The 23,413-nt window shown below is 35.5% G+C and carries 20 protein-coding genes; 17 read left to right on the forward strand and 3 right to left on the reverse strand.

Annotation, left to right across the window (positions count from 1 at the left end; translation table 11 throughout):
• The first annotated feature begins 2 nt into the window (after nt 1–2).
• The 6 genes from HMPREF9703_RS05170 (at nt 3) to HMPREF9703_RS05190 (ending at nt 5,818) form a co-directional block, all read left to right on the forward strand.
• Nucleotides 3–1,019 (forward strand): lantibiotic dehydratase, encoded by a 1,017-nt coding sequence (locus HMPREF9703_RS05170; protein WP_004636163.1) that lies wholly within the window; start codon nt 3–5, stop codon nt 1,017–1,019.
• The gene (locus HMPREF9703_RS05175; protein WP_040376822.1) at nt 988–2,925 is read left to right on the forward strand and encodes a lantibiotic dehydratase; all 1,938 of its coding nucleotides are present in this window, start codon (nt 988–990) and stop codon (nt 2,923–2,925) included. The genes HMPREF9703_RS05170 and HMPREF9703_RS05175 overlap by 32 nt, the downstream gene beginning before the upstream one ends.
• 176 nt (nt 2,926–3,101) lie before the next feature.
• A complete protein-coding gene (locus HMPREF9703_RS05180; RefSeq protein ID WP_004636165.1) occupies nt 3,102–4,310 on the forward strand; it encodes a hypothetical protein in 1,209 nt (402 codons plus the stop codon).
• A 93-nt stretch (nt 4,311–4,403) separates the two neighbouring features.
• Entirely contained in the window at nt 4,404–4,634 is a 231-nt protein-coding gene (locus HMPREF9703_RS08960; RefSeq protein WP_004636166.1) for a hypothetical protein, read from the forward strand.
• A gap of 575 nt (nt 4,635–5,209) precedes the next feature.
• On the forward strand, nt 5,210–5,416 hold the full coding sequence (locus HMPREF9703_RS05185; RefSeq protein ID WP_004636167.1) for a hypothetical protein: 207 nt from the start codon (nt 5,210–5,212) through the stop codon (nt 5,414–5,416).
• Nucleotides 5,417–5,485: 69 nt separating this feature from the next.
• Nucleotides 5,486–5,818, forward strand: a complete 333-nt coding sequence (locus tag HMPREF9703_RS05190) for a YlbF family regulator (RefSeq protein WP_004636168.1) — start codon at nt 5,486–5,488, stop codon at nt 5,816–5,818.
• 1,065 nt (nt 5,819–6,883) lie between these two features.
• Here HMPREF9703_RS05190 and plsY read toward each other — a convergent pair.
• Nucleotides 6,884–7,480: a glycerol-3-phosphate 1-O-acyltransferase PlsY gene (gene plsY, locus HMPREF9703_RS05200; protein ID WP_004636169.1), complete on the reverse strand. Its 597-nt coding sequence runs from the start codon at nt 7,478–7,480 to the stop codon at nt 6,884–6,886.
• A gap of 206 nt (nt 7,481–7,686) precedes the next feature.
• Between plsY and parE the strand changes: the two genes are divergently transcribed.
• The 9 genes from parE (at nt 7,687) to HMPREF9703_RS05245 (ending at nt 20,405) form a co-directional block, all read left to right on the forward strand.
• Entirely contained in the window at nt 7,687–9,714 is a 2,028-nt protein-coding gene (gene parE, locus HMPREF9703_RS05205) for a DNA topoisomerase IV subunit B (RefSeq protein ID WP_040376824.1), read from the forward strand.
• Entirely contained in the window at nt 9,715–12,186 is a 2,472-nt protein-coding gene (parC, locus tag HMPREF9703_RS05210) for a DNA topoisomerase IV subunit A (RefSeq protein ID WP_004636171.1), read from the forward strand. It begins immediately after the preceding gene.
• A gap of 237 nt (nt 12,187–12,423) precedes the next feature.
• Nucleotides 12,424–14,673, forward strand: coding sequence for a formate C-acetyltransferase (pflB, locus tag HMPREF9703_RS05215; RefSeq protein WP_004636172.1), 2,250 nt, complete (start codon nt 12,424–12,426; stop codon nt 14,671–14,673).
• 52 nt (nt 14,674–14,725) lie between these two features.
• Nucleotides 14,726–15,472, forward strand: a complete 747-nt coding sequence (gene pflA, locus HMPREF9703_RS05220) for a pyruvate formate-lyase-activating protein (RefSeq protein WP_004636173.1) — start codon at nt 14,726–14,728, stop codon at nt 15,470–15,472.
• Between the two features lie 119 nt (nt 15,473–15,591).
• Complete coding sequence (locus tag HMPREF9703_RS05225; RefSeq protein WP_004636174.1) at nt 15,592–16,521, forward strand: manganese-dependent inorganic pyrophosphatase; 930 nt, start codon at nt 15,592–15,594, stop codon at nt 16,519–16,521.
• A gap of 108 nt (nt 16,522–16,629) precedes the next feature.
• The gene (locus HMPREF9703_RS05230; protein ID WP_004636175.1) at nt 16,630–17,847 is read left to right on the forward strand and encodes a GerMN domain-containing protein; all 1,218 of its coding nucleotides are present in this window, start codon (nt 16,630–16,632) and stop codon (nt 17,845–17,847) included.
• Between the two features lie 21 nt (nt 17,848–17,868).
• Nucleotides 17,869–19,086 carry a GerMN domain-containing protein gene (locus HMPREF9703_RS05235; protein WP_004636176.1) on the forward strand — a complete coding sequence of 406 codons (1,218 nt, stop codon included), beginning with the start codon at nt 17,869–17,871 and terminating at the stop codon, nt 19,084–19,086.
• 94 nt (nt 19,087–19,180) lie between these two features.
• Nucleotides 19,181–19,690 carry an FMN-binding protein gene (locus tag HMPREF9703_RS08615; protein ID WP_004636177.1) on the forward strand — a complete coding sequence of 170 codons (510 nt, stop codon included), beginning with the start codon at nt 19,181–19,183 and terminating at the stop codon, nt 19,688–19,690.
• Between the two features lie 367 nt (nt 19,691–20,057).
• Nucleotides 20,058–20,405, forward strand: a complete 348-nt coding sequence (locus tag HMPREF9703_RS05245; RefSeq protein ID WP_004636178.1) for a hypothetical protein — start codon at nt 20,058–20,060, stop codon at nt 20,403–20,405.
• 150 nt (nt 20,406–20,555) lie between these two features.
• Here the strand turns inward: HMPREF9703_RS05245 and HMPREF9703_RS05250 are convergent, their stop codons facing one another.
• Nucleotides 20,556–21,011, reverse strand: coding sequence for an outer membrane protein assembly factor BamD (locus HMPREF9703_RS05250; protein WP_004636179.1), 456 nt, complete (start codon nt 21,009–21,011; stop codon nt 20,556–20,558).
• A 579-nt stretch (nt 21,012–21,590) separates the two neighbouring features.
• On the opposite strand from HMPREF9703_RS05250, the gene HMPREF9703_RS08965 reads away from it, so the two are divergent.
• Nucleotides 21,591–21,779: a hypothetical protein gene (locus HMPREF9703_RS08965; protein ID WP_155800825.1), complete on the forward strand. Its 189-nt coding sequence runs from the start codon at nt 21,591–21,593 to the stop codon at nt 21,777–21,779.
• Between the two features lie 153 nt (nt 21,780–21,932).
• A complete protein-coding gene (gene thiE, locus HMPREF9703_RS05255; RefSeq protein ID WP_004636180.1) occupies nt 21,933–22,565 on the forward strand; it encodes a thiamine phosphate synthase in 633 nt (210 codons plus the stop codon).
• A gap of 11 nt (nt 22,566–22,576) precedes the next feature.
• Here the strand turns inward: thiE and HMPREF9703_RS05260 are convergent, their stop codons facing one another.
• Complete coding sequence (locus tag HMPREF9703_RS05260) at nt 22,577–23,395, reverse strand: GTP-sensing transcriptional pleiotropic repressor CodY (protein WP_004636181.1); 819 nt, start codon at nt 23,393–23,395, stop codon at nt 22,577–22,579.
• Nucleotides 23,396–23,413: the final 18 nt, after the last annotated feature.

Raw genomic sequence — 23,413 nt, forward strand, 5'->3', positions numbered from 1 at the left:
TAATGATAAATGAGACCTATTATACAAGGACGGCATTACTCTCTATAGATAAATATTTTAATGATATTATAAAAAGTGAAGAAGAAATAAGGGAATTAGTGAAATTACCAGGATTAGTTACAGCGATCAAGTTTACATCAAATAATTTATTAGAGGCCATCAGTAATTACGATAAGAATAGAACTAAACAGTCCATAAAAACACATGAATCGCTTATTAATTATGCCTCTAGAGCGGCGTTACGACCTACTCCATATGGAAAATTTGCGAGTGTAGGTAGAGGGATTTTTGTTTCAGAAAATAAAAAAGAGAATAGTGTTCCATATAATTTGATGAAGACAAAGATGTATTTAAATATTAATATGCAGTGGATATCAAAATTGATCAGTTCACTAGAAAAAAATTTGGATATATTTGAAGTGTTGAGTTTGAAAATATCACCACAAATCTTATTTGAAAATAATTCTGTGTTAGTATTGAATAACAAAGATGCTAACCAATCAAAAATTATAGAATTAACACCGCTATTAAGTTATATTATTAATCTTATGGGAAATAATTCTATGTCTGTTCAAAATTTAATAAAACATATATTAAATAAATACAATGCTAGTAGAGAAGATGTGATAAGATATCTCAAAAAATTAATGAAAGAAAAATTGTTATTTAGCAATCTTCAACCGCAGCCACCATTTATTAATTCTTTAGATAGAATACTTAATTTTTTTATCAAAAACAACTTGACTGATAAGATTATATATGAAAAATTGTTGTCTCTGAATACAATAATTATTAGAATAAATGAAAATAATTCGTTATATCAGATAGATGATATAAGGCGAATGATGGATGACATACTATCTGATTTTAAAGGAGATTACTTCCATGTTGATACAAAAGATTGCAAAGATACTTCATTATTATTAGGTGTAAAACAAAAGATAGATCAATTAGAACAAATAAATAAATATTTTCTGTACAATGATTATGGAAAATTCGGGAATCAAAAAAATTGTTAATTATTTCAATAAATATTATGAGATGAATGATGAGATTCCACTATTAGAATTTTTGTATTCAGAAAATGCTATGAAAGAATTGGTCTTTACAGGATATAATGAAGAAGACGAGTATCTATCGAAAAGAATCAATATAATATTGAATTGGTTTAATAAGAATTCAGGAAGGAGTATAGAAATTAATGATGAGATATTAAATACTTTAGGAAAATATGTAAATAATACCCCCGTAGATTATACATTAATTGTTGAATCATTAGATGAGTGTAATGAAAATATTATTATTAACCACACTTTAACTGGGTGTAGAGTTGAAAGTTTAATGGGTCGTTTTGCTTATATGTTTGATAATAAGTTGCGAATAAAATACGATAATAATTTATATCTCAACAATCATCCATTTATAGAAGCAGAAATTACGACATTAAGTGATAAAAGTGGTAAGATCAACAATCTTTTTACTAGTGTGGAAAGTTCTATTCCAAAAATAACTTGTAATACTGTGAATGTAAATAATGAAATCCCTTTAAATAAAATTTTAGTTGGTCTATCCAACGGAGAAATATATTTAAAGTATAAGGGGAAAATTTTGCTCCCTATTTTAAATAATATGGTAAATTTGTTTTCAGGATTTTCTCGTGTTGAAAAATTTTTAATGCTTATATATATTTCTGTTGCTAAACCCTATCAATCATTACTTAATCAATTTATTTCAAATAGCAACTATATGCCTAGAATTACGTATAAGGGTATGGTTATATCTAAAGCTAAATATAGGGTATTGATAGATGATTTTTCAAAAGAAAGCCAAAAAAATTTTAATCTATTTAAAAATGAATTTTATAGATACATGGAGGAACAAGGCTTACCTGATCATGTTGGAATAGAACAGTTTGGGGATGTACAATATTTGTATTTAAAAAATAATAGATTTCTACACATTTTCTATAAGAATCTTAAAAAATATAAAGTGTTAATATTAGAAGAATTAGGATTTGAATATGATTGTGAAAAACACCAGGGATATCATTTTTCACAATATGTTTTCTCAATTTGTAAAAAGAATAGTTGTAATTACATTGAGACATTGGATGAAGATGTGTTATTACCTAAAGATAGTGTACGAATGATAGATTACAGTGATACGGTATATCTCAATTTATATACACGAGAAATATATGCTGATGAGATATTAATTAATTTATCTGAAATGTTACCTAAGATATTGAAAGAGCAAGATTTTTTCTTTATTAGGTATTGGGATCCGATTTTCCATCTGCGCCTCCGTATTCGAAATTGTGGAGAGAAAAAATTTATAATTACTGAAGAAATATTAAAGGCTGTAGAAAAATTAGGTTATTTAGATAGTGGAGTAATTTTCAGATATACAACGGATAATTTTTTACCAGAGATAAATCGATATGGTGGGGAAAAACTATACAAATATGTCGAACAATATTTTATTGCAGAATCTAAGTTAATTATTCAGTTATTGTCATGTAAAGAAGAAGATATTATATATATTAGTATTAAGTGCTTGTTATTAATTTTGAATGAGTTAACAAAAAGTGATTTAGTAGAAAGTAAAAAAATATTGAAATCAATTATTGATAATACGGAACCGATAGCAGATAGTACACAGGAAGTTTATAAAAAATATATTAGTGATAGACAGAATAAAAAAGTTTATGAAGTAAGAAAGAATATAATCGAATGTAGAAAGATACTAACTCAAATGGCAAATTTAGAACCAAAAACAGTCAGTAAAAGAAAATTTATAGGATCTATTTTACACATGTTTGTAAACAGAATTGGAAAAAATAGTACCATTTCTGAAAATCAAATGTATAAGTTGTTACTTCGTATTATTAACAGAGATACCTACGTAAAATTAAAAATTAGGTAAGTAAATATGTTATTTCACAAATAAACATATAAAATTATTAAAAAAAAATGATTGTTTTAGTTACTTTTTATGAAATAAAATAGTATACTATAGTTAGAATAGAAAGGAGGATGATAATATGAGCAGAATATTTATTTTGTTATGTAGAAAATTGGATGTTAGGATTTGTGAGAACTATGAGTCTATTTGAATTAAAATTACTATGGAAAAAACCTGTTTTTCGGTTTAAACTATTGTTGGTTGTATTGTTAGTAGGCGGTTTATGGTGGCAATTTATTTTCAAAGATGATCATAGTAAAGAAAGTGAACTGTACACAGTTGAGTTAGATGCGCAGATCTCGGAAAGTGAAAAACTTTCTTTAAGAGAACATTATGGAGAAGATGATGAACAAGCTTATTTATATGAGCAACGATTGAACGCCAGTCTTAAAGCGTATGATAGCCTAATAAAGGAGGACTATCAAACATATGTTGAAGCCAGACATCGTGTAGTAGACATTTTTTTGTCTCATATGTATGAGCAATTCCAGCTAAGAGGGGGATATCGTTTTGATTGGGCTAAATCATTCACCGCAACGGAAGAGGATAATCAAGAGTTTGGACTGAAATGGTACCGCTATCAGGAGCATGCTTTTTCACAATTGATAGACCAAGAGGGATTGACTGAAGATCAAGCTCTATTTACAACCTCAATTACTATGCTCACTGAACTTTTCTCCGTGTTTCGAAGTTGGACTTTTATAGGACGATATACTTGGCATATCACATTGTTGGTGACATTACTTGTTAGTAGCCATTTATCTTTGTCTGAAAAAAGACATCAGTCATTTTTAGAAGTGTTACCCCAATACAAGTCAAGGGAAGCTGTTAAAACAGCTATTGGTCACGGTACGCTAGTTACCATTTTTGAGATTAGTATGTTTTTAGTTGTGACATTTATTTATGGCATGTTGAATGAATTTGGTGATATTTCAGCAACAACAGTAACGTTTTGGAGTGGGACCTGGAATAAAGACTATCGAATCATCCCTGTGTTTGGTGTATTAACCTTGTGTCTGTTGATATTATGGTTCTTTAACCTATTGATAACGGGACTGATTACGTTGTTTAATGTATTGTTTAAGGAAGAACTTATAACGATGATAATAATTTCACTTGCGATTTTGTTTCTTCCCATAGTGAATGTATTAGGAGTGGAAGGAAGTTGGATGCAGTATAATCCGTTCTCTTATGTAGAAATAGGGAACTTAGTTTGGGGGGTGCAGGAACATTTTTTTACAGAAGGAGCATTTTCTTTTAGGGAATTCGGAATATCTATGAGTATAGCATTGGTGTCAGTGTATTTATTATCGTATGTAGTTATAAGTGTGATAGAAAAGGTTTAGAATTAATGCTATAAGATGTATCTCAGCAGTATGAAAATTATGTGGAAATTAATGAAAATATTCAAAAATTAGAATAGAAGAGAGGATAATATAATGCGGAATTTATTTGATTTAAATATTAAAAGTGCAACAATAAAATCGATAGGAGAAAATTCTTCTCGGCAGAACTTAACTGTCCCAACAACAGGTTGTAATACTGTTATGACCGGCTATGGATCAGGTGTAGGTGGAAATACTGGCGGCACCAGACATCCAAATCCAGGATGTACTCTGAGAACAATGATTTGTCCAGCTCCATTTAAGAACAATAATGGAAACCAATAATTTTTAAAATACAGAAAAATAGACGAAAACTATACTTTTTATATTGAAATATTGATAGTCATTTTAGTGGATAGTAGTCTTTGACAGCAAATTGTTTTTAAGGCCAGTTATGGTAAAAAGATTAAAATCTATTTACTTCTACTAGCTGTGAAGATTACAGGAAGTGAGTTACTTTTATTAAAAGGTGATCATGAAGGAAGATGATAAAAAAGTATTTTATTCGAGTATCAATAGGGTCGTAACTTTAGTTTGTAAAGAAATTAAGAGGGAGTATCATTTTGATCAGTTTAAATTGTCCACTTTAACGGAAGAAGTCAATTAAAATTTGCACTAAAATGATACCGTTACCATAGATATTTTTTCACATTTGATAGACCAAGAGGATATGATTGAGAATTAAGCCTAGTTTACAACCTTGATAACTATTAATCACTAAACTTATCCCTGTGTTTCAAGGAATTTTTTATGATTACTTGATGTATAACAAAGTAGAAGACTGTGTAAGATTTGCTAGATATAAAGTGAAGTTAGAATATTAGTGTAGCGCAATGAGTATAAGAGAGGAAGGAAAAATAATGAAAGATATGTTTGATTTAAACGTAAAGAGCGTAACCCTTCATACTGTTGACAAGCAAATATCAAAAAATGCTGTAGGAGGTTTAGGAGGTGTTAATCCATGTATAGAACCACCATCATTTGGGAAAATCGAACCATCTACTAGACATACTAATCCAGGATGTACTTTAAAAACAATGATTTGTCCAACAATCCATAGAAGATAAAAAAATACAACTCATTGCGCTATATTATAATAATTTTGAGGTCATAAAGTTACTAGAGGAGAGAAGAGAATGTTAGAGGAGTTTTTAACTGAATTTCGAAAATCTAAAATGCTTCAGAATTACAAAAAATATTTGAAACAAGTATCTAATAATGAAGAAGCATCAGCCATACTAGATGAGTATAGAGAAACAACAGCTTTGTTTATAGAGAGAAAGAAAAATGGTGAGGATATTCCAGATGATGAGATGGAAAGATACACTGATGTAACAAGGATGCTAACGAAAAAAGAGATATTAAAAGATTTTATCGAGTATGATACAAAAGTATATTTTTTTATTGAAGAGTTAGTTGATGGGTTGAGAGATGAGGTGAAAGAAGCTTTTTATGATAGTTATAAATAAAATATAATTATAGTATTAGTTAAGTACTCATTCTATTACTAATGTGCTAATTTTATCATTACTAATATTATGTGCTGAAGAGTCCATCAATCAGACAAGGATAAAGATCATAAAATTTAATCGAGTAGGAGACTAGTCAATTAGTGGCTAGTCTCCTACTCGATTTATCACTAAAAAGCCTCTAAAAAATTCACTTCATACTTCCTGTCCCGAGGCTTTTTAGTATTAAATTTCACAAAAAATGTTATCATCTATACATAATAAAAAAGGGGGGTATCATGTGTTTCTTACGGAAAACAAGATTATAATATTATTAATTATTAGTTTTTTGATCATTTTAAATGCAATAATCATATATAGTGTTGTAAAAAACAAGAAAGAGGTTAAAATATTTTTTATTCCCATCATTATTTTTCACGTGTTTACTATGCTGGGATTAGTGTATATATTGTTATTTATTATGTTTATAGGGGTCAATTCTTGAGCTACATCATTTTGCTAAACAAGACCATGGCGGCTCGAGCATAGTTAGCTTTATATGTCAGTTTACCGTTATTTAGCTGAACGATAGGTAATAATCTTTTTACAAATGCTCTATTACAAGGTTTACTAGCGGGGTTTGTAAATCCTTTAAAGCAACGGTCATGCTCTCCACAGTAATTCCCATAACTTCCTGTTGAATTATATAAGCATCTATTGATTCAACCATGGATTTTATATCGGGATTATTTGTTAGAAATTCTTCATGATCTGTTGTGTCAAATGTATTCTCTTCATTTATATTATATTCAGCCTCCGTTTGAGCTGTTACACTTATGACGTTAACACTATTAAAAATCAGATAAACTACTTATCAGTACTGATAGGTAGTTTATCTGATTTAGCATGTTGAGCACGCCCATTTTTCTATTTTAACCATTATACATTATAGAAAATAGAAAATATTTTTTACCTAATATCTTTTCAATATGTGTTAAACTTTTTACGATAATGCATTGCAATGTAAAACAAGGAGAGATACGTCATAATAGTCGTATAAGTTAAGTTTAGCATTAATAGTTTGAATTATTTGTCTTTTCGTAAGCCAAAGGGGACGGTGCTTTCGGTGCCGTCTAGGATTCGTTTAATATTTGATTTGTGCCGGATAACGATGATGAGAAATAAGACAACAACTGTTCCAGTAAAAATCGTGTCACCAATGTAGAGGCTAGCAAGAATAGCAATTCCGACTGTCAACATACTCGATAAGCTTACCATGCTGCTAATAAACAGGATAGTAGCGAAGACAGCAGCCATAGTGAGAACAAAGACAGGATAGATTCCTAAGCCAACACCTGCTGTTGTTGCGACAGCTTTTCCGCCCTTAAAATTGGCAAAAATTGGGAATGTATGACCCAATACAGCAACTAAACCAAATAAAAGAGGATGAACCGACGTTGCTAACACCAATGGCAGTAAGACAGGAATCGCTCCTTTTGCGGTATCAATAATGAAGACAGCAATCCCAGCTGGCACGCCAAGGACCCGAAAGGTATTCGTTGTTCCTGAATTTCCACTACCGTAGTTCCGTATATCTTTTCCGTAAAATAATTTTCCAATCCAAATCCCGCTTGGAATCGATCCGAGTAAGTAAGCGATGATCATGGCCAGTAAGTTAATCATAAAATGCTCCTTTATTTAAATTGATAGGTAGAAATTTAATTTATTTTTATTTAATATCTATAGTTTATCATAAAAATAATGTTAAAAAAAATTAAATGATGAATGATCGGTAGACAATTATGTTGCTTTTGTTGTAGGAACTGTCATGGTTTAGTAAAAAATGGTGTGATTTAAAAATGGTTGTAAGTATGGTATGATAAAAAGGCATGATTAAAAAAGGAGTGGCTAATGTGGCAGAGCAAGGGTATACAGATGCGTCGATTAAAATATTAGAAGGATTGGATGCGGTTCGCAAGCGGCCAGGGATGTATATTGGATCAACGGATAGTAGAGGACTACATCACTTAGTATATGAGATTGTTGATAATGCGATCGATGAGGTCTTGGCAGGTTATGCGGATCAAGTCGATGTCGTTGTACATAAAGATGGTAGTGTGTCGATTACTGATAATGGGCGAGGGATTCCGGTTGGGATGCATGAATCAGGTATTCCAACCATGCAAGTCATTTTTACCGTACTGCACGCTGGTGGAAAATTTGGCGGTGATGGTGCGTATAAAACGTCAGGTGGACTGCATGGTGTTGGAGCTTCTGTTGTAAATGCGCTCTCCGAGTGGTTGACGGTGACGGTTGAGAAGGGTGGCTATCGTTACACACAACAATTTGTTAATGGAGGTCATCCGGAAGGCGGTGTTGTGAAGAAAAAAATTTCGCATAAAAAAAGCTCAACAATGATTCGCTTCAAGCCAAGTGCGGAGATTTTCTCAAGTACGGCCTTTCATTATCAGACGATTAAGGAACGTTTGCGTGAATCAGCCTTCTTAGTTAAAGGAACAAAAATGACGCTAAAAGATGAACGTGGGGATCAGGAAGCTGATGAGTTTTTATTCGAAGATGGCATCCAAGCGTTCGTCTCGTATCTGAACGAAGAAAAAGATACTCTATCAGAAATTGCTTATTTTGAAGGAACTGCTCAAGGAATTGAGGTCGAGTTTTCGTTCCAATATAATGATGGCTACTCAGAGACGCTCTTAAGTTTTGTTAATAATGTGCGGACGCGTAATGGTGGAACACATGAGACAGGAGCGAAGAGTGCCATTACGAAGACATTCAATGACTATGCACGTAAAGTGGATCTCTTGAAAGATAAAGATAAGAACTTGGAAGGTAGTGATGTGCGCGAAGGAATTGCAATGGTATTGTCCATTCGTGTGCCAGAAGCGCTCCTTCAATTCGAAGGCCAGACGAAAGAAAAACTCGGCACGCCTCAAGCGCGTGGTGTTGTTGATAGCATCATTAGTGATCAGTTGAGTTACTTCTTAGCCGAAAACGGTGAATTATCTAAAAAACTCTTACGCAAAGCGATTAAAGCCCGAAAAGCACGAGAAGCAGCCCGTCGCGCAAAAGATAACTCTCGTAATGGCACTTCAAAGAAAAAGCGTGAACGGTTATTATCTGGAAAATTAACACCCGCCCAGAGTAAGGATGCGGATAAGAATGAATTATATTTAGTGGAGGGGGATTCAGCAGGTGGCTCAGCGAAGCAAGGACGTGACCGGAAGTTTCAAGCGATTCTGCCTTTGCGAGGAAAGGTCATCAATACGGAAAAAGCTTCACTCCAAGATATTTTGAAAAATGAAGAGATTTCAACGATGATTTATACGATCGGGGCTGGCGCCGGGCCAGAATTTGATTTAGCTGATTGTAATTATGATAAGGTCATTATTATGACGGATGCTGATACAGATGGAGCGCATATTCAAGTGTTACTATTGACATTCTTTTACCGGTATATGAAGCCATTAATTGAAGCCGGTAAAGTTTATTTAGCCCTGCCGCCTCTTTATAAGGTGGAGTCTGGTCGTGGCAAGAAAAAAACAATTGAATATGCCTGGACAGATGAAGATTTAGAGCGTATGTTGGATGTGGTGGGCAAACCTTATACAATTCAACGCTATAAAGGTCTCGGTGAGATGAATGCTGATCAATTATGGGAGACGACCATGGATCCTGCAACCCGAACCTTAATCCGTGTGACAATTGAAGATAGCGAAAAAGCAGAGCGACGCGTTTCGACCTTAATGGGAAGTAAAGTAGATCCGCGTCGAGAATGGATTGAAGAGCATGTTGAGTTTACATTAGCTGAAGATGGCAGTATCTTAGAGACGAATGTCGGTGGAGATCACGTGCCAGATGAAACAGTAGACATGACAGGTAGAAAGGATAATGACTAAATGGCTCAGGAACAACCCCAACAAATTCAAGAATTAACATTAGAGAATGTTATGAGTGATCGGTTCGGTCGCTATTCGAAGTATATTATTCAAGATCGGGCCTTGCCTGATGTACGAGATGGTCTGAAACCGGTTCAACGCCGAATTCTCTATGCAATGTATGCGGATAATAACACGTACAATAAAGCCTTCCGTAAGTCTGCTAAGACAGTCGGGAATGTTATTGGAAATTATCATCCACACGGTGATTCTTCAGTCTATGATGCTATGGTACGGATGAGCCAAGATTGGAAAATGAGACAGCCCCTAATTGATATGCACGGGAATAATGGAAGTATGGATGGCGATCCTCCAGCAGCGATGCGTTATACGGAAGCTCGTTTATCTAAAATTGCCGGCGAACTGTTGAGTGATATTGATAAAGAAACCGTCCAACATGTCCTGAATTTTGATGATACGCTGGAAGAGCCCACTGTCTTACCAGCTAGCTACCCAAATTTACTGGTCAATGGAGCAACTGGAATCTCAGCTGGTTATGCAACGGATATTCCACCGCATAATTTAGCTGAAGTGATCGATGCAACCATACATCTATTAAAGTATCCGAATGCGCGTTTAGAGACATTGATGGATTACATTCAAGGACCTGATTTTCCCACTGGTGGTATTATGCAAGGGACAAAAGGGCTGAAAAAAGCATACAAAACAGGTAAAGGAAAAATTATTGTTCGCGGAAAAACAATGATTGAATCGATTCGTGGCGGTAAAGAACAAATTGTGATTACTGAAATTCCGTATGAGGTAAACAAGTCGAAGTTAGTACGTAAAATTGATGATATTCGAATTCAGAAGAAAATAGATGGGATTGCTGATGTGCGAGATGAGACGGATCGTGAAGGGCTTCGTATTGTTGTTGAGATGAAGCGTGATGTGGATGCAGAAGGGATTTTGACCTATATTTTGAAGCATACTGATCTGCAAGTGTCGTACAATCTGAATATGATTGCTATCGATCATCGCCGACCACAACAAGTCAGTTTAGCTCAAATATTAAACTCGTATCTAGAACATAAAAAAGATGTCATTACGAAGCGAACCACCTTCCTGCTGAACAAAGCTGAGAAACGTCAACATATTGTACAAGGTTTAATTAAAGCCGTCTCTATCTTGGATAAGTTGATTAAAACGATTCGTAGCAGTGAAAATAAAGCTGATGCAAAAGCTAATATTATGGATGAGTATGGATTTACAGATGCTCAAGCAGAAGCGATTGTAACGTTACAATTATATCGTTTAACGAACACGGATATTACGCAACTACAGGAAGAAGCAGATGAATTAGCTGGCAATATTGCACATTATCAAGATATTTTATCCAATGCATCGACACTTGATGAAATTGTCAAAGAGGAATTGTTGGCTGTTAAAAAAGCTTATGGCTCACCACGTTTAACGCAAGTCGAAGATAAGATCGAGAAGCTAAAAGTTGAGACAGAAGTACTAGTAACAGAAGAACAAGCTATTGTAACAGTCACAGAACAGGGTTACTTAAAGCGGACCAGCTTACGTTCTTATGCCGCTTCTAAAGTTGAGGAACTTGGTAAGAAACAAGACGATATATTGCTATTTGCTGAAGAGTTATCAACTTTAGACCACTTGCTCATTTTTACGAACAAAGGAAATGTGATTAATCGACCCGTGCATGAACTACCAGATATTCGGTGGAAGGATGTCGGTGAACATTTATCACGTAGTCTGTCCTTAGCAAGCGGCGAAATAATAAAAGCAGTCTACAGTTACCGTGAATTGAGTGATACAGCTAAGTATGTCTTCATTACGAGAGATGGTTATATTAAACAAACCTTGGAGAATGAATTCGAACCAAAACGGACGTACAAATCACGGAGTTCTACAGCTATTAAATTAAAGTCTGATGCAGATTATGTTGTGGGATTATATCGAATTGAAAGTGATCAACATAAGGATATCTTTATTGCCACGGCGAAAGGTTACGGGCTCCGTTACCAGCTGTCAGAAGTGTCAACTGTTGGAGCTAATGCGATTGGTGTGAAATCAATCAACTTGAAAGATGATGATGTTGTTGTGAGCGGGATTATCTTCGAACGGGAAGATCCAAGTAAAGAAGCGATGGTTATTACACACCGAGGAAGTGTGAAAAAACTATCATTAGCAAGCTTCGATGAAGGGTCACGTGCGAATCGAGGCTTGAAGATTATTCGTCAACTAAAAACAAATCCACATCGCATTCAATATGTGATTGATGTAGATATGAATGAACCTGATCCAATTCAGCTGTTAACTGATAAAGACAAGCTATTTGCCGTTAACCCGGCTGATTATACACCAGCTACACGCGATAATAATGGCTCCTTTATCTTAAATACAGATGAAGATGGTGAGATTACGGGTTACCGTTACCAACTCTTGGATATTATCGAAACGAATAATTAATAACTACTGAACAATATAATTTTTAAAGCATCCTTTTTGGGTGCTTTTTTGTTTTTTATAACAGATATTTTTTCTTGAAAAACAAGAAAAAGCTTGTTACAACAAGATTTATTGTGTATTTATCCTGTTTTTTGATAATTATTTTGATATCTGTTACAAAAAGTATTGTCTTTCACAAATAAATGTGATATAGTGAACGTAACAAATAAATAATAACTAATTTGGAAGGGGATACTTATGAATACAAAAGTAGCCGATATTAAACAGTGGGACGGATTCAAAGAAGGAAAATGGCAAGAAAGTGTTGATGTAAGAGATTTTATCCAGAACAACTATGATCTCTATGAAGGGGACGAAAGTTTCTTAGCCGAGGCAACAGATGCAACTAAACAATTATGGGAACAAGTAATGGAGCTTAACCGTAAAGAATTTGCAGCAGGTGGCGTCTTGGATATGGATACAGAAGTTGTATCTACCATTACATCACACGGCGCTGCATACTTGAATAAAGAATTAGAAACGATTGTTGGTTTCCAAACAGATAAACCATTCAAGCGTTCATTCCAACCATTTGGTGGTATCCGCATGGCTGAATTATCTGCTGAAGCATATGGATACGAAATTGATTCAGAAATGTCACACATCTTCCGTGACTACCGTAAGACACACAACGATGGAGTTTTCTCTGCCTACACACCGGAAATGAGAGAAGTTCGTCGTAGTGGAGTTATTACTGGATTGCCAGATGCTTACGGACGTGGACGAATCATCGGAGATTACCGTCGTGTGGCTTTATACGGATTGGACTTCTTAATTGAAGACAAAAAACGTGAACACAGCACTTATGGTAACGGCAAAATGACTGAGGCGGTTATCCGTCAACGTGAAGAGTTGTCCGAACAAATCAAATCATTAAACGAATTAATTGAATTAGGCCGTATTTACGGATACGACTTATCTCGTCCAGCTGAAACAGCTCAAGAAGCCTTCCAGTGGACATACTTGGCATACTTGGCTGCCATTAAACAACAAAATGGGGCTGCTATGTCACTGGGTCGTGTCTCTACATTCTTAGACATTTATATTGAACGTGACTTAGAGCGAGGCGTTATTACAGAAAAAGAAGCTCAAGAATTCGTTGACCACTTCGTTATGAAATTACGTCTTGTGAAATTTGCTCGTACACCAGAATACAATGAATTATTCAGTGGGGACCCAACTTGGGTAACAGAAGCTATCGCAGGGGTTGGACTTGACGGACGTCCACTTGTAACGAAAAACAGTTTCCGTTTCTTACACACATTGACAAACTTAGGGCCTGCACCAGAACCAAACTTAACAGTTCTATGGTCACCAGACTTACCTCAAAACTTCAAAGAATACTCTGCTAAAGTATCTATTGAAAGTAGTGCTGTTCAGTACGAGAACGATGAAGTCATGCGTCCAGAGTACGGTGATGATTACGGAATTGCTTGTTGTGTATCTGCAATGGAAATTGGAAAACAAATGCAATTTTTCGGAGCGCGTGCGAACTTAGGAAAAGCACTCCTATACGCAATTAATGGTGGAGTGGACGAAAAGTCTGAAGTACAAGTAGGTCCAGACTTTGGTAAGATTGAATCTGACATTCTTGACTTTGACGAAGTGATGGAGAAATATGACCAAGTGCTTGAATGGTTATGTGAACTCTACATCAACACATTGAATGTTATCCACTACATGCATGACAAGTACAGCTACGAAAGTATTATGATGGCTTTACACGATACAGAGATTCACCGTACTATGGCAACAGGTATTGCTGGATTCTCCGTTGCAGCTGATGCCTTGTCAGCAATTAAATACGCTAAAGTTCACGTTATCCGTAACGAAGATGGCTTAGCAGTTGACTATAAAGTCGAAGGAGACTTCCCTAAATATGGTAACAACGACAAACGTGTTGATGACTTAGCTGTTGACATCTTAGACCGCTTTATTACAAAATTGAAAAAACACGACACTTACCGTGCTCAAGAAACAACAACTTCTATCTTGACAATTACATCAAATGTAGTGTATGGTAAGAAGACAGGAAACACTCCAGATGGGCGTCGTGCGGGTGAACCATTCGCACCAGGAGCTAACCCATTACACGGACGTGACTGTCAAGGAGCATTAGCAAGTCTAAACTCTGTTGCAAAATTACCGTACAAAAACGGAAAAGATGGTATTTCTAACACCTTCTCAATCGTACCAGGTGCACTTGGAAAAGACATCGACACACAAAAACAGAACTTAAGCTTAATGTTAGATGGATACGCTAAAAAAGGTGGACACCACTTAAACGTTAACGTCTTAAATAAAGAGACTTTACTTGACGCAATGGAAAACCCAAGTGAATACCCACAACTAACAATTCGTGTATCAGGCTATGCAGTTAACTTCATTAAATTAACTCGTGAACAACAAATGGATGTTATTAGCCGTACATTCCACGAATCAATGTAAGGTAGATTAAATAACAATATAAAACTAAGTAGACACAGAAGGAGTCAGTATTATGGCAGAGCAACCAATCGGATACGTACATTCAACAGAAAGTTTTGGAACAGTCGATGGACCAGGTATTCGTTTCGTCGTCTTCATGCAAGGGTGTCGTATGCGTTGCGAGTTCTGTCATAACCCTGACACATGGAATATGGGCGGTGGCACTCCCTATACACCAGAAGAATTATTAGAGAAATCCTTGGATTACCGTGATTACTGGGGTGAAAATGGTGGAATTACCGTTAGTGGCGGGGAGCCGCTCATTCATATTGACTTCTTAATTGAATTCTTCCGCTTAGCAAAAGCAAAAGGTATTCATATGTCGCTAGATACATGCGGTCAACCATTTACCAAAGATGAACCATTCTATAGTCGTTTTGATGAGTTAATGAAATATACTGATTTAGTGCTGATGGATATTAAGCATATTAACAGTGATTTCCACCGTAAATATACAGGTCATCCGAACGAAAGCATCTTAAATATGGCACGTGATTTATCTGAGCGTGGCATACCGATGTGGGTCCGCCATGTCCTAGTACCTGAGCGTTCTGATTTTGATGAGGATTTAAAAAAATTAAGTGCTTTTATTGATAGTTTGGACTCAGTGGCTAAGGTTGAAGTTTTACCCTACCATAAACTTGGTGTCTATAAATACGAGCAACTGGGCATTCCTTATCGACTAGAAGGTATCGAGTCACCCTCAAAAGAGCGTGTCGAAAATGCCAATAAGATTCTTAAAACAGATCAATATAAATAAATAGTTCAAGAAATCAGTTAACACTAAAAGTTAGCTGATTTTTTGGTGTTTGAATTGCAAAAAATGTTCATTTATCGTATTCTGAATAGTAGAGAAAAAGTTTTGATAGGAGAGATATTATGAGTAATATTTTAGTTTTTGGGCATAAAAGTCCTGACACGGATGCTGTAACATCCGCTATTAGTTTTGCTTATTTGCAGAACCAATTAGGTAAGGATGTTGAGCCGGTTGCGTTAGGAGAAATTTCAGAAGAGACACAATATGCACTAGATTTCTTTAATACAAAAGCGCCGCGAATTGTAACTGAAGCCGATAGTAATGTAGAAGCTGTTATGCTTGTTGATCATAACGAACCGCAACAGAGTTTAGACAACATCGATGAATTCGAGATTTTATCTGTTGTCGATCACCATCGTATTGCAAATTTTGAAACGGCTGGACCACTTTATTACCGAGCTGAACCAGTGGGCTGTACGAATACGATTATCTTCAAGATATATAAAGAATACGGCATCGATGTGCCAAAGGATATTGCAGGCTTGATGCTGTCCGCTATTATTTCCGATACATTGCTATTTAAATCACCGACCTGTACGGCAGAAGATGAACGCGCTGCACAAGAATTGGCTGAAATTGCTGAGGTTGATTTACACGCATACGGTATGAAGATGCTAAAAGCTGGAACAAATGTAAATAGTAAATCAGCCCAAGATATCTTAAATGGTGATGCAAAAAGCTTTGAAATGGGAGACAAAACAGTTCGCATTGGACAAGTTAATGTCGTTGATGTTCAGGAATTACTTCAACGTAAAGATGAGCTCATTGAGTTAGCTGAGAAAAATAATGTTGCAGAGGGATATGACTTAACATTGCTTCTTATCACTAATATTCTAGAGAGTGATACGGTTGGGCTAGTTGTCGGTTCAGGAATTGAGACAGTCGAAGCTGCCTTCAATGAAACAGTCAACGACCATCAAATTAAATTACCAGGTGTCGTCTCACGTAAAAAACAAGTTGTCCCTCCGTTAACAGATGCCTTTGAAGGGTAAAAAATTTCGAGCTCTCGCTTAGCGGGGGCTTTTTCTAATGCAACTTATTTATGGTATAATAGAGGTAAGGATGGTAGCGCTTATTGACATGATGATTGGAGAGCTTTTATGAAACGACTTACTTATGGACTGTTCGCATCTTCTCTCTTATTAATAGGATGTGACAGTCAACAATCAAATAATGATGATCAAGTAGTTCATCAATTAAATAATGAAACTGAGGAAATCGTAATGGATTCGGAAGATGTTGGAGAGACAGTTGATAAAATTATTGAAGAGTCAGACGAAGAGCAAGAAGTTACCAAAAATGATAATGAATTAACACAATGGTTCCCGAAACATAAAGATACTCGTATTATTTATGAAACGCAAGCAGCAATTAATACTTTTTATGAAGTCTATCCACAATTTGTTCGAGATAATTATATGCAACTAAAGCGAGCTAACACAGATGGTGGCGAAGTATCTTATGAGTTGTATGAATTTACGGATACTGAAATTATTTATGCAGGACAATATTTAAATCCAGCTTCTAGTGTTGGAAAAATATTCCGTGATGACTTTAAGAATACTGCGAAAACGTTAGATGAAGAAGTCAATCAAGTTATTTTAAAGACACCTATTGAGGTAGGAAATAGATGGGAGCATAACCACGAACATCTCGAAATATATAGTGAAATCACTGATACAGGATTCTTTTTTGAAACACCACTAGGAAAAGTTGAAGGAATAGAAGTGACAACGACAACTGTAAATAATGAACCACCATATGAAGGAAAGTCACAAACTTATCGATATTTTGGAAAAGATGTTGGTATTGTTAAAGAAACTAGTTTAATGGGACCGGGTGGACCAGAAATCCCGACTAAATTAATTGGCTTTGAACAAGATGTCCCTGAAGAGATTCCAATTACGATTTATGCATTAGGAATGGATAAACGATCACATAATAAGAAAAATAGTAAATTATTTTTAAATACGAATGACCCAATGCGAATGGCGCTAGAAGATGCTTTAAAAGAAACGTTGAGTAATGATATGCATCATTTATTAACTGAAAATGTTATCATTAATTATATGTATATTGATAATCAGGATATTGTACATGTTGATTTATCTAAAGAATTTTCAGATGATATGATTGCAGCAAGAGATCAGGAATCAGCTACTCTTTATGGAGTAATCCGTACGGTACTTCAACTGTACAATGCAAAAGCAGTTAATTTAACTGTTGAAGGGGATAGTTTTCAGAGTAGCCATATACACATCCCTAAAAATAAAATTATCTATCCAGAAGATATACCAGAGTTTATTCAAATAAATTAATAATAAGAAGGAGTGATGCAGATGAAGAAATTATTAGTAAGTTTGCTTGCTTCATCAGTTATGTTGGTGGCTTGTGGGCAAAAGACTCAGACAGAAGCTGAAGAACAAGAGAAACAAGAACAGGTGGCGGACGCCCAACAAACTGGTGAAGTAGCAAATAAGTCAGCAAATGACCAATCTTCACAAGAAAATAAGGATAAAGAGAAGTCAGTTGAAGATGTTACCCAAAGTCCATCAGAAGAGTCGGGTGATGAGTCAGAAGCAGTCAATGAACTAGAACAGTGGGTGCCGAAAACCCCCAATGTAGAGCGGATCTATACAGGAGAAGGTAGTGAGTTTGCAGAGTTCACTACCTATCCGCAATTTATTCATGAGGATACTGTACAGATCAAGCGTCAGAATCCAGGGATAACGACATATTCTATTTATGAATATCGCGAGGATAGTATTGTTGAAATATTTACTCATCGTGGTAGTTTAATGCGCGATGATTTTGCTAACACAGCCAAAACAAGTGACTCTGAAGGCGAAGAAATCGTTCTGAAGACGCCGATTGAGGTAGGCACACAATGGGAAGATAGAGACGGTCAGAGTGTTGAAATAACTGCCACTGATTTAGATCTAGATACTCCTGAAGGTATGGTAAAAGGTATCGAAGTGACAACGACTACAGTAGATCCAGAGGGTCATGAAGGAAAGATTCACCGCTATTATGGCAAAGATATTGGCTTGGTGAAGGAAGTGACTGAACTTGGCTCAGATGCCGAGATGACCGTCACATCAACCTTAACAGAGTATAATACGGATACAGTTGAGAAAATTCCATTTACGCTGTATGCACTTGATTATCAAACATTAGATCAAGCCATTGAGATTGAAATGGAATTTGAACTGAAGACAAACGACCCAATCCGTCTAGCGTTGACCGACAAATTAAAAGAAGCACTAGATAACGAAGCAACTAACTTATTGCCTGATAAAGCAATGATTAATTACATGTATTTAGATGATGATCGAATTGTTCACGTTGATTTTTCTGAAGAGCTAGCTACTGAAATGCAGGCTGGAGCCAGTGGAGAGCTGGAGATCTTGTATCGAATTGTTGATACGATTGCTAATTTATACTATGCTGAAGCAGTCAACTTATCGTTAGATGGCGGTGCGTATGATAAGGGTGGTCACGTGCATATCGATAAAAATCAACTTCTTTATCCAACACATGGACCAATGGCACAATAAATGCATCCGACCCATTCTTATAAATTGATTTTATAAGTTAGTTAAGTTAAACTGTTAATAAGTGAAACAACTTACTAACGAAAAGGATGATAGAATGTTTAATAAAAAGAAATTAGATCATATCTGGTATCCTATCTTGATTGTAGTAGCAGCTATTGCACTTACATTTGTTGGCTATCATGCGGGTGGGGCTGGTATACAAGAAGATGAATCTGCAAAAAACGTTGCAGAAACAACTGAAGAAAATACTGCGATTGATCACGTAGAATCTGGTACGTATGAAGTGACTGGAAAAGGATATAATGGAGACATTGTTCTTTCTGTCACATTTAAAGACAATAAGATTACAGCCATCGATATTATAGAACAAGATGAAACACCAGACATTGCTGGAGATGCTTTAGAAGGTTTACCTAAAGATATCATCGAGGCTAATTCTGCCGATGTCGATACTTACTCTGGAGCAACCAATACATCGAACGGTATAAAAGAAGCCGTTAAAAAAGCTATAGAAGAAGCTAGTAGTGGAGCAACTGAAAAGGGTACTCCCAATGACGATACAGATGCTGATTCAAACGCATCTGAAGACTGGGAAGAAGGATAAATATTTGCGACAAACCTCTCCAAAATAATATGGGGAGGTTTAATGATAGAATCACAGTTTACATAAGATGTGATACCAAAAATCTTCAAAAATAAAAGACAAGACTCCGTCCGAAGCTTTGACCAGTAGAGGACGAGAACTTGTCTTTTATTCTAAATCTGAGTTGCCGTTCTTATAATGGCTTTTCCACCAAAGGGGCTAAGTTGACGCTTAGCCCTTTTTGCCTTGTTCTTATAACAATTACATTTATTGGTTATGTTACATAATGTATCTTATGTTAACTAATAAATAACGATTGTTTTATAGTTCTAGGCTGTTTTTTTGGTAAACTATACATATAAAAATAACGATATAGGAGATTTATCATATGAGTAATGAAACAAATGAAACAAATGAGATACGCATAGTTGGTGGCTACAGAGTAAAAAATGGACGTATAATAGATGATGTTGAGCGCATATGGTTTCAGTGCAATAAATGTAAAGTATTCGATTATTATCATCAAAATGAAATAAAGTGTCTGCATTGTAATGGTTATATTGATGGGTTAAGTTTAATCCGTGCATGGAATAATCGGCATAATTATAAAACCAATAGACCAGCTTCTAAATTTAGTAAAGTGTTTGACTTTGTTATTGGCAACTTAGTGTTGGCTAGTGTAGCTGCCATTTATATACTGTTGTTTTTAATTTGTTTCGTGCCAGCGTTCATATAATAATTTGGCAACAATAGTTTACCATATTTTAGTCATTTAACTTTGTATAATATATATTATGTAAACTAATAGTTAAAATAAATATACCCACTAAAGTATACATAGAAAAAAAGCAACCCTGTTAAAGAGTTGCTTATATACAAATTAATACTAGTTATTGTTTGATCCTTTAATTCTTTCAAGGAAATCACTATTACGAAGTCTTTGACTGTTTTCAATAAATTTGTTTGACTTATCGGCAATTATCGCAAACTCTATATTCATAACTGAAGACATGCTGTTATATGTCCGTGTAAATAGCTCTGAATCTTTCTCATTAAACACTTCATCTCTATAAGCAGAATCGGCAAAGAGTCTCCCCATTTCTTCTGATGGTACATCTTTTCCAATTTCTTCCAATATCTCCATTCCTTCTGCCGTCTTTTCTTCTGATATAGTAGTAAGTGTATCGTAGTTATTATTTTCTAGGTAATTATCAACATTGTCCAGTAATTGCTGGGTTTCTTCTTCATACTTATCTACTCTTTGCTTCATGCCATTCCCGCACCCAACTAGCACAAGCAACGCAATAGCCAATACACCCAATAACTTCTTGATATTCTTCATTATTTTCCTCCAAATTATTCTATATTACTTTTCAATTATCTTCCAATCATACTCAAATTATACAATACGTATAACATTTACTATAAACCTTCCGATAAATTATACGAATAGTATAACATGAATTAATTGTGAAGTCTATAACTCATTATTTGGTATTGCCGATGTAGAAGATGTAAACCCCGTTGTAATCAATGGTTTGTCAACTACTACTCATGGTTTCTTTAGTGCAGAAGGACTAAGCGTCAACTTAGCTCCTTTTGGTAGAAAAGCCGTTATAAGAACGGCGACTCAGATTTAGATTAAAGGACAAGTTCTCGTCCTTCACTGGTTTAAGCTTCGGACGGACTCTTGTTTTTTTATTTTTTGAAGATTTTATAACACAAGACAATTGAGAAAAACCACAATATATAGTGTCCAGCATAAAAATAGACACTATATATTGTGGTTCTTCTTGTGTTCCCCATTCTTTACATGATACACTTATTACGTTGCCTATCTTCCAAAGGTAAATGTTTCAACTAGGAAGGAGGTGTGTCATGATATTAGATGTTGTGATAGCGCTAGTCATTAGTGTCACGAGTGGCATATGATGTGACCCCTATAAGCAAATATACTGACAAATTTTTTGAAGATGATGCATGGTATTTAGAGTTCCAGAAAAAGACAGAAAAACGTTTAGAAAAGGATTTAAAAGAACAGCGTGAGCTTATCACACGGCTAGAAGAAAAACAGAAACAATCAAACAAACATCTAAACAAAAAGAATTAATACAATAAACAAATTTCCCAATGTAGCTAGTTGAATCACTCGTCTCATTGGGAAATTTGTTTATGTTACTCTTTTGGATACCCAAAATTCTATAGGTTATGAGCTGTAAATAACTTTTATATCCGCTATAATGTGAATAAGGAGTGAGCCATTATGAAAACAGACATTTATACATTATATTTAGTAACGGACCGATTTGATTATACGGATGATGAGTTTTTTAGTATTATTGAGGAAGCTTGCCAGGCTGGAGTTACCTTAGTTCAATTACGTGAAAAAAAAGCTACAACGAATCGCTTCTTTCACTTGGCCCAAAAAGTAAAAACGATCACTGATAAATACGATGTACCGCTGATTATCAATGATCGCGTTGATATTTGTTTAGCTGTCGATGCTGCTGGGGTTCATATTGGTGATGATGAATTACCGATTGATGTGGCAAGATCACTTATTGGACCGAATAAGTTACTCGGGGTGTCGGCTGATACGCTTGAGCGGGCGAATGAAGCACAACAACTCGGAGCTGATTATCTGGGAATTGGTGCTGTCTTCCCCTCTTCTACTAAAGCCGATTGTGAGACAGTCTCGCTTGATACAGTTCGTCAAATTAATGACCGGAGTGCTCTGCCTAGTGTAGCGATTGGTGGAATTAATCAAGATAATATTATCCAACTTGAAAAGACTGGTATTACTGGGATTTCATTAGTGAGTGCTATTATGCAGGCAGATAACGTCAGTGAGACAACAGGGCAACTTCTCCAACAGGTTCGAGCCATTACAACATAAATGCTGACTATTTATTCTTCATCTTGGAACAAGATATCGCGGAAATAGTCATTTACTAGTTTAATATGAGTTCCCTTCATTCCCATCGATTTTTGCTCAATCACACCAGCAACGACGAGTTTTTGGAGTGAATTGACGATAATAGAGCGGGTAATGCCAAGTTGGTCTGCAATTTCCGAGGTTGTTACCCGCATTTCTTGTTTATTGCCCAATACTTCGTACAAACCACGCAATGCTTTACGTTCTGTTTTGGTTGTGGTGTTGTATGCAAGATGGGCTTTTTCGCGTTTATTCTGTTCAGTGACTTGTTCGACGGACTCTTTGAAACTAAAAGCTATACCTACAATATTGGCAGCATACTCGACTAAACCAACTTCACTAGGACTTAATTCTTGGTCAATGGTTGCTACCAAAATAGTTCCACGCCGTTTTTTAGACATCTCTACAGGAACAAGCGTTGTTAAGGCTTGTTCATAGAGTGATTTAGTCTCGACAGGGAAAATAGTACGGTTATCGTAGATCGATAAGTTCTCTTCCGTGTCATCAATGGCATTAATACGCTTGAGATAATTGAGTGGGAACTGCTTACGCTGAACAATATCATAGACACGACCCGTATTGATCTTATGTGTTTCATAATAGCCGTGAATGGTCCCATCATATGCCACAATATAGATGTTGGCCTCAAGTATCCGTCCGAGTGCGCTAGATAGACTATTCAAGGGAAAATCTTGTGTTAAATTTTCTGGCTTGAGTAAATAATGGGTCCAATCTGTCATTTTTATATGTTGATTCAGCTGTTGTGTGAGGTCTTTAATATCTGAATTCAATGGGATTACTCCTTTACT

Origin of the sequence: Dolosigranulum pigrum ATCC 51524 (genome assembly GCF_000245815.1) — a bacterium.
In the GTDB taxonomy this organism is placed as follows: Bacteria; Bacillota; Bacilli; order Lactobacillales; family Carnobacteriaceae_A; genus Dolosigranulum; species Dolosigranulum pigrum.

Bases quoted from the DNA above. Each gene is read 5' to 3' on its own strand.
- HMPREF9703_RS05190 (WP_004636168.1), top strand. From the start codon at position 5,486: ATGTTAGAGGAGTTTTTAACTGAATTTCGAAAATCTAAAATGCTTCAG.
- HMPREF9703_RS05225 (WP_004636174.1), top strand. From the start codon at position 15,592: ATGAGTAATATTTTAGTTTTTGGGCATAAAAGTCCTGACACGGATGCT.
- pflB (WP_004636172.1), top strand. From the start codon at position 12,424: ATGAATACAAAAGTAGCCGATATTAAACAGTGGGACGGATTCAAAGAA.
- HMPREF9703_RS05175 (WP_040376822.1), top strand. From the start codon at position 988: ATGGAAAATTCGGGAATCAAAAAAATTGTTAATTATTTCAATAAATAT.
- HMPREF9703_RS05250 (WP_004636179.1), bottom strand. From the start codon at position 21,011: ATGAAGAATATCAAGAAGTTATTGGGTGTATTGGCTATTGCGTTGCTT.
- thiE (WP_004636180.1), top strand. From the start codon at position 21,933: ATGAAAACAGACATTTATACATTATATTTAGTAACGGACCGATTTGAT.
- HMPREF9703_RS05235 (WP_004636176.1), top strand. From the start codon at position 17,869: ATGAAGAAATTATTAGTAAGTTTGCTTGCTTCATCAGTTATGTTGGTG.
- pflA (WP_004636173.1), top strand. From the start codon at position 14,726: ATGGCAGAGCAACCAATCGGATACGTACATTCAACAGAAAGTTTTGGA.
- HMPREF9703_RS05180 (WP_004636165.1), top strand. From the start codon at position 3,102: ATGAGTCTATTTGAATTAAAATTACTATGGAAAAAACCTGTTTTTCGG.
- HMPREF9703_RS05245 (WP_004636178.1), top strand. From the start codon at position 20,058: ATGAGTAATGAAACAAATGAAACAAATGAGATACGCATAGTTGGTGGC.
- HMPREF9703_RS08960 (WP_004636166.1), top strand. From the start codon at position 4,404: ATGCGGAATTTATTTGATTTAAATATTAAAAGTGCAACAATAAAATCG.
- plsY (WP_004636169.1), bottom strand. From the start codon at position 7,480: ATGATTAACTTACTGGCCATGATCATCGCTTACTTACTCGGATCGATT.
- HMPREF9703_RS05230 (WP_004636175.1), top strand. From the start codon at position 16,630: ATGAAACGACTTACTTATGGACTGTTCGCATCTTCTCTCTTATTAATA.
- parE (WP_040376824.1), top strand. From the start codon at position 7,687: ATGATTAAAAAAGGAGTGGCTAATGTGGCAGAGCAAGGGTATACAGAT.
- parC (WP_004636171.1), top strand. From the start codon at position 9,715: ATGGCTCAGGAACAACCCCAACAAATTCAAGAATTAACATTAGAGAAT.
- HMPREF9703_RS05185 (WP_004636167.1), top strand. From the start codon at position 5,210: ATGAAAGATATGTTTGATTTAAACGTAAAGAGCGTAACCCTTCATACT.
- HMPREF9703_RS05170 (WP_004636163.1), top strand. From the start codon at position 3: ATGATAAATGAGACCTATTATACAAGGACGGCATTACTCTCTATAGAT.
- HMPREF9703_RS08615 (WP_004636177.1), top strand. From the start codon at position 19,181: ATGTTTAATAAAAAGAAATTAGATCATATCTGGTATCCTATCTTGATT.